Origin of the sequence: Dyadobacter sp. NIV53 (genome assembly GCF_019711195.1) — a bacterium.
GTDB lineage: Bacteria > Bacteroidota > Bacteroidia > Cytophagales > Spirosomataceae > Dyadobacter.
Map to the genome: position 1 here is coordinate 3,819,628 of NZ_CP081299.1, position 13,028 is coordinate 3,832,655.

Here is a 13,028-nt window from a genome sequence, read left to right on the forward strand (position 1 = left end):
TAAATGAGTTCACAGTAAACAGGAATGATGCCAAAACTGATTACTGTGAACTCATTTACTTTAAACTCATTTACTTCTTACTTTTCAATTCCGCGTAGTGTTTGAAAAACAGGGGAATGGTTTCAATTCCTTTGTAATAATTGAATAGTCCGTAGCTTTCGTTGGGCGAATGCAGAGCATCAATATCAAGCCCAAAACCCATCAAGATACTTTTTCTTCCCAATTCTTGCTCAAATAATGCCACAATAGGGATACTTCCTCCGCCACGCGTAGGAATTGGTTTTTTACCAAAAGATTCTTCCATGGCCATTTCAGCAGCCTTGTATTCAATGGAATCAGTCGGTGTAACGTATGGAAGCCCGCCATGATGCGGTGTCACTTTTACTTTCACCGAAGCTGGCGCAATTGACTCAAAATGTTTGGTAAATAATGCACAAATTTCCTGGTCTGTCTGGTTCGGAACCAACCGCATAGATACCTTTGCGCTTGCTTTGGAAGGCAGTACAGTTTTGGCACCTTCCCCAATATAGCCGCCCCAAATCCCGTTTACGTCGAGAGTTGGCCGTACAGAAGTTCTTTCAATTGTCGTGTATCCTGCTTCTCCGGTAACGTCATCAACCTGCAGATCCTTTTTATATTCGTCCAGATCAAACGGTGCCGAATTGAGCGCGTTACGTTCTTCTGTTGTCAGATCCTGAACATTGTCATAAAAACCCGGAATAGTAATGTGGCCGTTTTCGTCTTTTAAAGAGGAAATCATATCACATAAAATATTGATCGGATTGGCAACACCACCGCCATATACACCCGAATGCAGATCACGGTTGGCACCGATTACTTCAACTTCTACGTAAGTAAGTCCGCGTAATCCTGTTTCAATGGAAGGTACATCATTGGCAATAATACTCGTATCTGAAATCAGGATCGTATCACATTTCAGCATTTCACGATGCTCTTTAACAAATGTTTCCAGATGGGAAGACCCGATTTCCTCTTCTCCTTCAATCATTATTTTGACATTACATGCCAGTGAACCTGTGGCCAGCATCGTTTCCAATGCCTTGATATGCATGTAAAACTGCCCTTTATCATCACAAGCACCACGTGCAAAAATCCGGTCATTTTTTATAACAGGTTCAAAAGGAGGTGAATTCCAAAGTTCGTAAGGATCAGCCGGCTGCACGTCATAATGCCCGTATATAAGCACGGTAGGCAAACCTGCATCAATAATTTTTTCACCATAAACCACCGGATGTCCCGGTGTTTCATAAATTTCAACACGGTCTGCACCTGCTTCTTTAATACGATCCTTTACATATTCAGCTGCTCTCAGCATATCCGGTTTAAACTTTGAATCAGCACTTACGGACGGAATCCGCAGCAGATCCAGAAGTTCATTTAAAAATCTATCACGGTGCTTTTCAATGTAATTATTCATATCCTGGTTTTAAAATTTGTAATTATCTGACAGAAGCATTTGTCAAAATGAAGGCCAATTTAAAAAATAACCCCTAAGGTTGAGTCCTTAGGGGTTGGTATTTCTGAAAATATATTTCTTACGAACGGTGGTCGATTGACTTCGGTTTACTGCCAAAAATGTTTACACGGCTTTCATTTCCATTCATCAGCCTGACGATATTTTTCTGGTGTGTAATCACAACCAATAAAAACATAACAAATCCAAAGACGATCAGTAATGGCTCAGGATGACCAAAAACACCCATCCAGGAAAGAACTGGGAAAGCCAGTGTTGCCAGTATTGAACTTAAAGAAACGTATTGGGAAGCGAGTAATGTAAAAATGAAAATAGTGATGCAGACCAAAGCAAGTTCGGGATGAATGGCAAGTACCATTCCTAATAAAGTAGCAATTCCTTTTCCTCCTTTGAAACGAACAAATATTGGAAAAATATGGCCAACTATCGCAATGATACCAAAGAGGATTTTGTACATCAACAGCTCTGTTTCGCCAATTGTACCCATATAAAAAAGCATTGATGCCATACAAGTAGCAGTCCAGCCTTTCAAAACATCAATGAGCATAACAATGGTTCCGGCACGTTTTCCCAAAATTCTGAAAGTGTTGGTAGCACCTGCGTTTCCGCTTCCGTGTTTCCTGACATCAATCCCAAAATAACCAATACCATACCAAACTGAACTCGGGATTGACCCTAACAAATAAGCGGCTAAAATTGTAACTATAAATAAGGCAATACTCATTTTGTACTATTCCTGTTTTATTTTGAACTCGACGTAGTTTTTACCAAAAATACAATAGTCAGAGGATTTTGCAAGCATATTTGCATGCAAATTAATATTTTGTTACCAAATCATCAAATATATACTACAAATACTTGGATCAGAACCCTTCGGCCTGCTCTTCCTTTTTCTTTTTTTCAGCAGCAGGTACCACTTTTTTCTTCACTTTTGCCTGTACCAATTTGGCTTTTTTAACAGCTGGCTGGTAAAAATCATCAAAGCGGTTCACGAACATATCTTTTTCTTCCATTCCCAAAGAGACCAGGGTCATTTTAGATTTGCTGTTTTTAGATTTTGCCGTCAGCTGATCATTGAAATCCAGCTGGGAAGAAACCACACCCAATTCATTTTGCCGGTAATCGAAAAAGTACCAGATATCCGGAGAAGCCTGCAAAAACAAACTGAATTCATCGCCGTCAATATTCCTCCGGATTTCAAGAACACCTTCCATTTGTGCATTGATATTGTTTCTTCCAAAATTAGAAACACCAATCGGGCCCTGAGAATAATAAGCCCCATGTACTGCCGACCAGTTCAGGTTTACATTAGACAATACGATAGGATTGTCCAGCACAGGTGAAGCATCGAACAACGGCTTGTAACCCGCAGCGGAAAGTTTGATGTATGCGTCCGTTGCTTTTGACCCTATCAGCGCAGCCAGTTTTCTGTTCAGTTGTTCGGCATCGTCGTCTGCGGCTGTACTGTTCTGCTCTTCCAGATTTGTCTCCACAATTTTAGCCGCCAGCGGTTGCAGGATCGGTTCAAGAGCAGCCATTTTTAAAAGTAACATGGTATTGAAGCTAAACCTGGAACTATCAACCTGGGCTTCAACTACACCTGCCGATTGCAGCCAGTCAGAAGTTATCAGCTTTAACGGGCCGGAAAAATCAGCAATTCCGGTTTTATCATCAAATTTTAAAACGTTGGATTCGTCCACAAGGCTGTCAGCGCCCATTGGCGGTATTACTTTAAATGCTTTATTGTCTGCATCATAATTCAAAGCGCCCTGAGCAAGATAAATATCTTCATCACCATCGGAATCTTTGGGGGAAAGAAATGACATATACATGCCTCTTGCCTCATTGTAATGCAACCCTACCGAGAGCGGCAGATCGTTTTCATTTTTAAGGTCTTTACCAATTTTGATCGCAATCGTTTCTCCCGGTGCTTCATTATAAACAATCCACGAACTCTGGAAATCTTTACGCGGTTTCAGAACCGGCTTTACAAATCCTTCCAGCTGTAACGATGGTTCGTAGGCGATCAGGTTAATACTTCCTTTATATTGAATACGAGGTGAAAGAATCAGATTATCCGTTTCCTTGATATCGGCCCGGGCTGTTGTATAATATTTTATTGAGGCCGAATCGTTTGCGGAACGTTTGCGCTTTCCGTCATTTGCAGCGGCAATTTCCCTCAATTCAAAATTCTGCATTTTGATGTTGAAAGTATCTTTTCTGGCCGTAATATACTGGTAAGTTGCAGAGCCTTCGAAGTGGTTACGGGAATCAATACGAATATCTGCATCACGCAATCTGTGCGAAGTATTAAGTGTGTCAATCTCAATCCTGGCCTTTTTAAGCGGGTTAATTTTACCTTTTGCATCAATACTGAGCAATCCGCCATCCGGAATTATTTTCACATCCGCTGTTTGCACGTACGGAACACCTTTTACATTCAGTGTCACTTTTTCAACATCGTAAATAGCCTCAGAGCCCTGGAATGTTAGCCCTTCCTGTTCAGGATTAGTAGAGGTATAGGATGAAGTTTCACCAAACCCTTTCATCAGAATGGTTTTTTTGGTCATATCCCATTTTGCACTTCCTATCAATGTCTGGTACGATGCAGTCGGAATCTGCATACCGGATGAATCTGAGCCAAAACCTGTTTCGTCCGTTAAGAAATTTACTATTCCGGTTTTGAAATTAAAATCAATGTTGACGTTATTCCCGGTCAGCAATTTTTTAAGCGTTTTTTCCTGACCGGTATTAATGGAAAACACAGATTTATTGGCAAGAAATCCTTCCTTATTGAATTTAATATCCTGCGAAGAAAGTTCAGAATCAGGCCTTTTTAGCCTTCCATTTCCATACAAACCCGAAGAACGCAGCAAAAGCCCGCCTTCCAGGCTGGTAGTTCCATTGTAAAATGAAAATGATTTTCCCTGTGTGCTGACAAACATACTGTCGGTATTGGGAAACCAGCGCAGTGTGTAATCTTTGAGTTGTACTGCCGGAAAATAACCTTTGCCGATAGTTGCTTCTTTTATACTCGCCACATCACCAGAAGCAATCAGTGAATCAGAAGCGAACAACAAACTTTTGGCCGTCATCGAAGCCGATAAATATTTGATAACTCCTTTTGAACGCAACCCGCTGTTATCCATGACCAAAGTATCGGTTAATCTGGCCAGCGCTTTTCCGTTATAAATTTTCTGGTCTGTAACAGGCGGCTTGTATTCGAAACCCAGGGAATTATCAGGCATACTTTTCAAAATGGTTTTAAAATCCGGAATAATACCGTTTCCATAAAAAGTACCATCAAAAATTACGTCCCGCTGATCCAGCCCGTCCATGTCAATTTTCGGGATTTTGAAATAAACTTCACGCGGATAAGTCAGTGAATCGCGTTCCGGCTGATCGAAATAAACCATCATACCATCCGGCACAACCAGCCGCGGCGATTTTTTGCCTTTTTGAATACCCGATTTATTGGTTGGATCACTTAAATAAAATGTACCACCCTTTTCATATTTCACATGCCCGCCGACTTCGCCTTTCTGGCCTTTTACAAACTTCTCTTTGGGGGTAAAAGTGATGGAGTCATTAGGACTGACATTGACAAAGAACTGATTGTAGTCAAATTTTAAATTCTGGCCCCGAAACTGGTAATTGGATGCAACAAGCTGGCCATTCATGCCAAAATTACGGTTACGGCCAATTACAATTTTCTTATCGGAAGGAACGCCATAAATTTTCAGCGAATCACTCACTACAAAGCGCGTTACACCCAAAACAGTCAGCATTGTATCAGGTAGATAAATGGTAGCATTGGCCGTTTCATTGTCTGCTGTAAACTGTGAAACAACCTGAAAATTATCATAATCCGCTTTATCCAGATTGGCCAAAACATACAAAGCGCCCTTTTTGCTCAACGCAAATTCATCCGTGGGTTTATTGTAAATAAAATAACCGTCCAAAGCCAGCCTTTCCAGTGACCGACGCAGTATTTTAGGGTTTTGCTTGAATTTTGCAGCCAGTTCTTCTGCCAGAAAACTTGATTTCTTTTGTGTTTGTGCATAATTGGCTGCCAGCAACATTGGCTGAAATCCATATTCCTGGCTGATTCCTTTGAAACGGTCCTTTTTAAAATAATCAAAAGATTCCAGTTTCACCGGTACAACCTGCTTGCCGTCGATACGGAGGAATTCCACTTTATCGTTAGGAAATTTCCAGCGCATTGCCTGTGCCCAGATATTCATTTTATGATAAGAATCCTGAAAGGGAAGAGGTGCAAAATCTGTTTTTTCCGCACGCCCCAGTTTTACAAGGCCTTCATCATCGTTATAATTGAAAGTCACACCCGGATGATAAAGAGAATCCGTTCCCAATGGCATAGAAAAAACAGCAAATGTAGAAGTGATCACTGAATCTCTCAGCGCAAATTTCTTGCTGATGGCTTTGAATGCCGGCTTGTCTTTATAGGAAACTGAAACTGTTGATGGCAAATCACTGAGCGAAGAACTGTACATGGTAGTTCCAATCAGTGCAAACCCTCCTTTATACGCAATATTTTTCCTGCTTGCTTTCAAACGTGCATCAATGCCATTGGAAACAAAACGCGGATACTGCAATGCCTGGCCTCTTATTTTTTTAATTCCCCTGTATTCTATTGTTCCTTTTATTGGATTGGCAAGTTGTGCCTCATCATGAAAAGTAACATTTTCAGCTAACAGCTTAGGTTGGGAAATGTTAAAAGAATAAGCGTCCAGATCCGCATAAATAGAAGAATCACCAGCAGCAGCCCAGGTAAAACGGCCGTTTTTACCAACAAATATTCCGTCTTTTAAGGATACATTACCGTTAGTTGGCCCGAACGTCACCGAATCTCCGGCAGCAACCATCCCAAATACAGCATTTTGTAATTCCAGTACTGCACCAGAAAGAACAGGCAACGGATTTGATTTGGGTGCAATTACAAAATTGGAATCAACAGGTGTATCCCAGCTATCGTTTGCTGCTGCAACAGTGGCCTGTGTATTGGCTGCTTCTGCATTGGTAGTATCATATTTATAACGATACGTGCCGCTTAGTAAATAAAGTGAATTGTAATTGGCAGAATAAAGTTTATTTGTTTCCGTCAAATTTTTGATGGTTTCCAACACTTTTTGAAAAGATTTTCCATCATATTTTTCTCCTGACTGAACGGCCAAATCCAGGAATCCGTCCAGATTTTCAGGAGATTGTTTTGCGAATGTGTGTGCATTCCTTATCAGCAGAAATAAAACCGGCCCGGCTTTCTGGCCTTTTGCAACTTGCGTACGAAAGGTTTTGATAAATTTTGTTTGTTGTGAAGAACCGACGGAAGACATCCAGATACTGTCCAGCTGTGCCGCCGCACGCATGTACTGCGGATTTCGGCTTCCATCCATCAGTTTGCGAACCTGCGTAATAAACTGCGCAGGTTCTTCTGATATTTTAAAGTTTTGCGCAGAAACGTTTGCTTCCGCAAATAGCATTACACAAAGAAAAAGGCAGTATTTAAAAATTTTCATGATCATGAACGTGCTTGTCCGAATTCTTTCCATCCCCTTAAAACGAAGGGAATGGAAAAGATTGTTTTACAACTTTTCAAATACAACGGTTGCCCATTGGTTACGCGTATTCGATCTTAATTTTTTTAACCCGTTTTCTTCTGCACAACGTTCAATATCAGCCTGATCTACCTCATAAAACCCACTTGTTACAAGCCAGCCGCCTGAAACCAGATGCTGCACATATTTGGGGATTTCTGCGAGTAGTATATTCCGGTTAATATTTGCCAGGATTCCTCCAAAAACCAATTCCGGCCGAACTTCATTTATTGTTCCCTGAAAGACCTCTGCTTCCGCAGGCAGATCGTTCATGGTGAAATTTTCTCTGGTATTTTCAACAGCCCATTCGTCAATATCAAAACCCAGTAAATGCGAAGCACCCAGCTTATAAGCCAGAATTGTCAGAATTCCCGTTCCGCAGCCCACGTCCATAACTGAAAGTGCGGAATGCGGTAAGCTCAGCTGTTCGTTCATCACCAGCCAAGTTGTCTCATGATGCCCGGTTCCAAATGACATTTTCGGCTGGATCAGCAAATCGTACTGAAAAGTCGGGTTTGGTTCGTGAAAAGTTGCCCGGACACGTATTTTATCTCCAACTTCAATGGGTTCGTAGCTTTTTTCCCATTCCTCATTCCAGTTTTTCCTTTCCAGCGACTTCCAGGAAGTCACTATTGTTGTTAGTTCACTGTATCTGGCAATGAGTTCCTGTAACTGTGTCTCATTAAAATCGCTTTCCTGTATGTAAGCCAGCAATCCTTCGTCTGTTTCCATAAAAGATTCAAAACCCAGCTCGCCCAGCTCTGCAATTAATATTTCCGTAAAATCGGATTCAACCTGTATTTCTGCCTCAACGTAATTCATTGGTAATTTTTGCGCTTGTTATAGATGTGAAGGTGTTGAATTTTTTTAGTAATTCAAGAGATTAACAACAGAAACGCCCACAAATACCAATGATTGATACCTGAGGGCGCTTTTAAAAATAGAAATATCTTATGCTTTTCTTCTTTTTGTAGCCAGATCGTGCGCTGTATCATAATAAGAACGCAGGTTCATCCAGTCAAAAACATCAGAAATGTTCTCTACACGGTTACGCTGCATGATACGGTCGCGGCGCTGCATTTTTACAAACTTGAACAGAATATCCGCCATCTGATCCGCAGCCTGCGTATAAGTTTGTGACTTCCTGTTAATTACATAAATCCCGCGGTTTTCATAGTCCCGCATGATCTGCATAATATAATCGCCAAAACCAGACAAGTCACTGGTAACCGTAGGAACACCTCGTACTACGCATTCCAATGGTGTGTAACCCCATGGTTCGTAATAACTCGGGAAAACGCCCAAATGGCATCCACGAACAAACTGTCCGTAATCAAGCCCGAATAGTGGATTGGTAGAAGATATAAAATCAGGGTGATAAACGATTTTTACTCTGTCACGCTCATTGTTAATCAGATTGGCTTTTTTGCAGAAATCAGTAATACCATCTTCTTCCTTCAAATCGTGCGTTACAAAAGCAGGCAATTTGTCGGTTTTCCAGGTCTGGATTGTACGGCGCAAACGAAGGCGCCAGTATTCATCAACAAAATTATTCAGATCAGGCATTTTATGGTCTGTTCCGGAAGCCGCTGCCAAAAATAGTTTCTCGCCTACTTCTTTTTCAATCGCCGTACAGGTTTCCTGCAATTCATTCAGAACTGCTCTGGACTCAAGTACGTCAGGATTGATGGAGGTATAGGGTTGCTTGGTCACAATGAACATCACGACTGTCGTGTCCATATTGGCCTGTACCATTTTCCAGTTTAACCGGGCCAGAGCTTCCAGAGTTAAATCGTAGCCTTTGTTGCTGTATTCGTAACGCCCCGATGTGAAAAAGTAAAGCGTTTTGTCCAGATCAAAGGAATAACTTGGAAAGAAATGTCCCAGAACAAAATCGTGAATCTTTTCCTTATACTTTAAGTGTAAATTCTGAAATTCATGAACGGCCTGGAAACGAACAACATTTAGTCCGTTTGGCGTAACCAGATCAGGCATCCGGCCTAAAAACACCTCGCATTCACGTGCGGTAACGTCACTTACTGTGGTGAGCACATTCGCGGCCAGTGCAGCCAGTCTTTCAACAGAACATTGTGTAACTATTCCGTAGTTTTTAGCTTCATGTTCCCAATCAAAAAATGGAAGTTTACTGTAAAAACCATCCACATTTTGTGCCAGATAACGGCCCAGCATGGTTGCATGTGTAGTAAATGTGGTTGCAATTTTTACATTTTCACGTTTCAGGTCAGGAAGCCCGCTGCTGGCCATCCATTCATGAAACTGTGCAGAAATATCTTCCCGTTTGGCATTTTCTTCTGCATATTCCTTTAAAAATATCCTGATAAGTTCTCCAAAACAAAGTGTCTGATTGACCAGCGGCTCTACATTAATGGTAGAAATACGGTTGCGCTCCCATAAATTAAACTTGATAATATCCAGCTCTTTGGTAATACTTTCCAGATCAAACAGGACAACTCTTGGCTTACCTGTAACCAGCCAGTAGCCGTAATGGACAATATAACCCATTTCCCTCATTCTCTTCACCGTACGCCCCGCAGGTGAATCGTCCATATCCGTTATTTCTTCAAATTCTGAGGATGCTTTTTTCTCAAAATAGGGACCAAGTAAAAAGTAGTTTTCCTCCCACTTTTCTACCATTGCAGGCACCTTAGTTCTTATTACAGTATAAATTCCTCCAACTTGATTACAAACCTCCCATGCGATTTCAAAGAGGACGTTTTTTTTAGTGGTTTTGACAAATGGTTCCAATATGGGATACAGGTTTAAACGTTATAGCGGTACATGTAAAATGTAATAATTAAGGTCTGGCACAAAAAATCCTTGTAATTACACAATAAATATCCAGAAAAATTATTCACAATAGCAATAATTTAGCGCATGATTATTTCAGTTTTTATAATCAGGCACAAAAGTCAAATATTAAAAATGTAACTAAGTTAAGAATGCAGGAAAATTTAATCATTAATTCAATTTGCCAAAACAAGGGATTCAAAGGCGAAATTAAGATAGTTCTCGGTTAACTTTGTTCCAAATTACGTTACTTTGACGGGATTAACATTTTGTATGTGTTTTATAGTGAGAAATTTTAAATTTATTACGCTTTTCCTCTTTTTAGATATTTTTTTGCTTGAAAGCTGTGTCGCTCAAAGTAATGATATTGAAAATATATTGCCTCCTAAAAGGGAATTCAGAGCAGTATGGATAGCAACAGTAGATAATATAGACTGGCCCAGCAGCAAAATTATGGAGCCAAACTTACAAAGGGACGAATTTACCAACCTTCTGGATTTTCATAAAAAAGTAGGCATGAACGCAGTTTTTGTTCAGGTAAGAGCTGCTGGCGATGCATTTTACGCAAAAAGTCCTGAACCGTGGTCAGAGTGGCTTACCGGCAGGCAGGGGCGGGAACCTTATCCCATGTGGGATCCTATGGATTTCATGATAAAAGAAACACATAAGCGCGGATTGGAATTTCACGCATGGCTGAATCTGAACAGATTAGTACACAAATCCTCTACGAGTGTTTCGACAGAAAATATCAGCCGAATTCATCCTGAGTGGATTTTGAGCTATGATGGTTATAAACTTTTTAATTTTGGTATACCCGAAGTAAGGAACTTCATTACAGATATGACTGTGAATGTTGCCAAAAACTATGACGTAGATGGTATCCATTTTGATGACTATTTTTATCCTTATGCTGTTCCAGGACAAATTATCCAGGATGAGGAGACTTTCCGGAAATATGGCCAGGGATTTGCAAACAAGGCCGACTGGAGAAGAAATAATATTGATTTACTGGTAAAGCAAATCCATGATGCATTAAATGAAATAAAGCCCAGACTTAAATTCGGGATCAGTCCTTGTGCGGTCTGGCGTAATAAAGCAACCGATCCCGAAGGTTCCAAATCTTTCGGTGCACTGGCCTCGTACGATGATCTTTTTGCAGATAGCAGAAAATGGATTAAAGAAGGATGGGTGGATTATATCGTTCCCCAGGTATATTTTTCATCAGGTTTCGGAAAAGTACCTTATAGGAATCTTGTAGACTGGTGGGCCGAAAATTCCTATGGCCGGCATTGCTATGTAGGCATCGGCGCATACCGCGTTGGATATAAGGAACGTGACACAAACTGGGCCAATCCGAAAGAAATCCCTAATCAGATAAGATATTCTCGTGAGGATGAAACGGACGGAGCCATATTTTTCAGCTCAAGGTCTTTAAAAAATAACAGTCTGGGTTTTGCTGATTCACTTCGCCAGGATTTTTACAAATACCCCGCATTGGTTCCTACCATGCCCTGGAAAGACCGAATTCCTCCGCTTTCTCCAAAAAGCCTGAAAGCTACTTTACTTAATAACGGGCTTGAACTATTCTGGGAAAAACCCGATTCAGCTTCGGATGGTGACCAGGCATGGTATTACATAATTTACCGTTTTTCACCAGAAGAAAAACCAACTGCTTACGACGCCAGACGTATTATTGGTATGTGTTATGAAGGAGAACGGTTTGTAGACAATACAGTACGGCCGGGAAACAAATATGTATATTACATTACCGCTGTCGACAGGCTGCACAATGAAGGCAGGCCGATCGGGCCTTTAAAAGTAGAGGTTCAGGATCAAAAACTACTCAGGTTTTAAGGTGTTAATTACTTTGTATCAGAAAAATAAGCTGCATGAGTAACGCGATTCAATACGAGTATAAAAAGGAATATCTGGCGGTTTCGGCACCTACCAAATACAACTCCGAAAATCTTCGTACAGAAGAAATGGTACTCAATATGGGGCCGCAACATCCATCGACACATGGTGTTCTGCGACTGGAAGTGGTTACGGACGGAGAAGTGGTAATGGACGTAATTCCTCATATCGGATATTTGCACCGATGCTTTGAAAAGCACGCCGAATCCATGCCATTTAACCAGATTATTCCTTACGTAGACCGAATGGATTACGTTGCTTCCATGAATTCCGAACATGCGTATGTAATGGGAGTTGAGCGTATGCTGGGAATTGAAAACGATATTCCGAAACGGGTTGAATATATACGGGTAGTCGTTGCAGAACTGAACCGCCTTGCATCGCACTTTGTGGCTTTGGGTACTTATGCGCTTGATATTGGTGCTTATACGCCGTTTTTATGGATGATGCGTGACCGCGAGCAGATTTTACGGTTACTGGAATGGACATGTGGCGCAAGAATGCTCTATAATTATATCTGGATAGGAGGGCTATTTTATGATCTGCCAATCGGATTTGAAGAGAGGTGCCTGGAATTTGTTAAATATCTTAAACCTAAATTAACAGAGTTACAACAACTCGTCATTGATAACAAAATATTTATTGAACGAACTGCCAATGTGGGTGTATTGCCTTTGCCGGTTGCCATTAATTATGGTTGTACCGGCCCCATGTTAAGGGCATCAGGTTTAAAGTATGATTTAAGGCGTGTGGATAATTATTCTGTTTATCCTGAAATTGATTTTGAAATTCCAATCGGTGAAGGAAAAATGGGAGCAACCGGCGATTGCTGGGACAGAACATGGGTCCGGGTTGCTGAGTGTTGGGAATCAGTCAAAATTATTGAACAAAGCCTGATTAAACTGACCGGAGATCATAAAAGAACACGTGATTTTGATCCGCAGGCTTTGGTTCCTAAAAAAATCCGCCCAAAAGCAATGGATTTTTATGTCCGGGCAGAAAATCCTAAGGGAGAACTTGGCTTCTTTTTCAGGACGGATGGAAGATCTGATATTCCGGTAAGATGCAAGGCAAGAGCTTGTTCATTCAATAATCTTTCGGTCATTGGTGAAATGTCCAAAGGTGCGTTACTGGCGGATCTGGTTGCTATAATTGGATCTATTGATGTAGTAATGGGAGAAGTGGACAGATAAATT

Annotated in this window: 7 protein-coding genes; 2 read left to right on the forward strand and 5 right to left on the reverse strand. The window is 41.0% G+C overall.

The features are described from left to right. Positions 1 to 70: 70 nt before the first annotated feature. The 5 genes from KZC02_RS15550 to KZC02_RS15570 all read right to left on the reverse strand — a co-directional run bounded on the left by KZC02_RS15550 (position 71) and on the right by KZC02_RS15570 (position 9,876). Positions 71 to 1,438 carry a dipeptidase gene (locus KZC02_RS15550; RefSeq protein WP_221389564.1) on the reverse strand — a complete coding sequence of 456 codons (1,368 nt, stop codon included), beginning with the start codon at positions 1,436 to 1,438 and terminating at the stop codon, positions 71 to 73. A gap of 118 nt (positions 1,439 to 1,556) precedes the next feature. Then, entirely contained in the window at positions 1,557 to 2,219 is a 663-nt protein-coding gene (gene plsY, locus KZC02_RS15555) for a glycerol-3-phosphate 1-O-acyltransferase PlsY (RefSeq protein ID WP_221389565.1), read from the reverse strand. Positions 2,220 to 2,358: 139 nt separating this feature from the next. Then, entirely contained in the window at positions 2,359 to 7,032 is a 4,674-nt protein-coding gene (locus KZC02_RS15560) for a hypothetical protein (RefSeq protein WP_221389566.1), read from the reverse strand. A 66-nt stretch (positions 7,033 to 7,098) separates the two neighbouring features. Continuing rightward, positions 7,099 to 7,932, reverse strand: a complete 834-nt coding sequence (gene prmA / locus KZC02_RS15565) for a 50S ribosomal protein L11 methyltransferase (RefSeq protein ID WP_221389567.1) — start codon at positions 7,930 to 7,932, stop codon at positions 7,099 to 7,101. A gap of 129 nt (positions 7,933 to 8,061) precedes the next feature. Further along, positions 8,062 to 9,876: a glycogen synthase gene (locus KZC02_RS15570; RefSeq protein ID WP_221389568.1), complete on the reverse strand. Its 1,815-nt coding sequence runs from the start codon at positions 9,874 to 9,876 to the stop codon at positions 8,062 to 8,064. A 315-nt stretch (positions 9,877 to 10,191) separates the two neighbouring features. Here KZC02_RS15570 and KZC02_RS15575 point away from each other — a divergent pair, with 315 nt between their 5' ends. Beyond that, a complete protein-coding gene (locus tag KZC02_RS15575; RefSeq protein ID WP_221389569.1) occupies positions 10,192 to 11,772 on the forward strand; it encodes a glycoside hydrolase family 10 protein in 1,581 nt (526 codons plus the stop codon). A 35-nt stretch (positions 11,773 to 11,807) separates the two neighbouring features. Further along, positions 11,808 to 13,025, forward strand: coding sequence for an NADH-quinone oxidoreductase subunit D (locus KZC02_RS15580; protein ID WP_221389570.1), 1,218 nt, complete (start codon positions 11,808 to 11,810; stop codon positions 13,023 to 13,025). Positions 13,026 to 13,028: the final 3 nt, after the last annotated feature.

Excerpts from the sequence above, each read along its gene's own strand:
- plsY (WP_221389565.1), bottom strand. The coding sequence starts at position 2,219 with ATGAGTATTGCCTTATTTATAGTTACAATTTTAGCCGCTTATTTGTTA.
- KZC02_RS15550 (WP_221389564.1), bottom strand. The coding sequence starts at position 1,438 with ATGAATAATTACATTGAAAAGCACCGTGATAGATTTTTAAATGAACTT.
- KZC02_RS15575 (WP_221389569.1), top strand. The coding sequence starts at position 10,192 with ATGTGTTTTATAGTGAGAAATTTTAAATTTATTACGCTTTTCCTCTTT.
- prmA (WP_221389567.1), bottom strand. The coding sequence starts at position 7,932 with ATGAATTACGTTGAGGCAGAAATACAGGTTGAATCCGATTTTACGGAA.
- KZC02_RS15580 (WP_221389570.1), top strand. The coding sequence starts at position 11,808 with ATGAGTAACGCGATTCAATACGAGTATAAAAAGGAATATCTGGCGGTT.
- KZC02_RS15560 (WP_221389566.1), bottom strand. The coding sequence starts at position 7,032 with ATGAAAATTTTTAAATACTGCCTTTTTCTTTGTGTAATGCTATTTGCG.